Origin of the sequence: Cobetia sp. SIMBA_158 (assembly GCF_046566945.1) — a bacterium.
Taxonomy (GTDB): Bacteria; Pseudomonadota; Gammaproteobacteria; order Pseudomonadales; family Halomonadaceae; genus Cobetia; species Cobetia amphilecti.
Genome location: NZ_JAWJYL010000423.1, coordinates 1 through 269 on the forward strand (window position 1 = coordinate 1; position 269 = coordinate 269).

1 pseudogene is annotated in these 269 nt (G+C 37.9%); it reads right to left on the bottom strand.

The window, feature by feature from the left end:
- Positions 1-269: pseudogene (locus R2R70_RS20540) on the bottom strand (DUF58 domain-containing protein); the annotation flags it as partial.

A 269-nucleotide genomic window follows, 5' to 3' on the forward strand; every position in this document is an offset into this window, starting at 1 on the left:
GTTGAAAACCTTCTTCCACGGAAAGTTGTATTTTTCGAATGCCAAAACGCTTTGCCAACACATCAAATTGAGCTTCATGTTCTGTACGGCGTTTTTCATAATTTGTTAAAACTCGGTTTGTAACGGATACATTTACTTCACGAGACGTCTCTGAATCAATAAAACGCACATCACCACGATAGCTAGGCTTCAATTCATTTTCTGTGACAATTTGAATACATCGAATATCCCCAGCAAATCGAGGGACTTTTTTAAAGAATTGCTCCCAT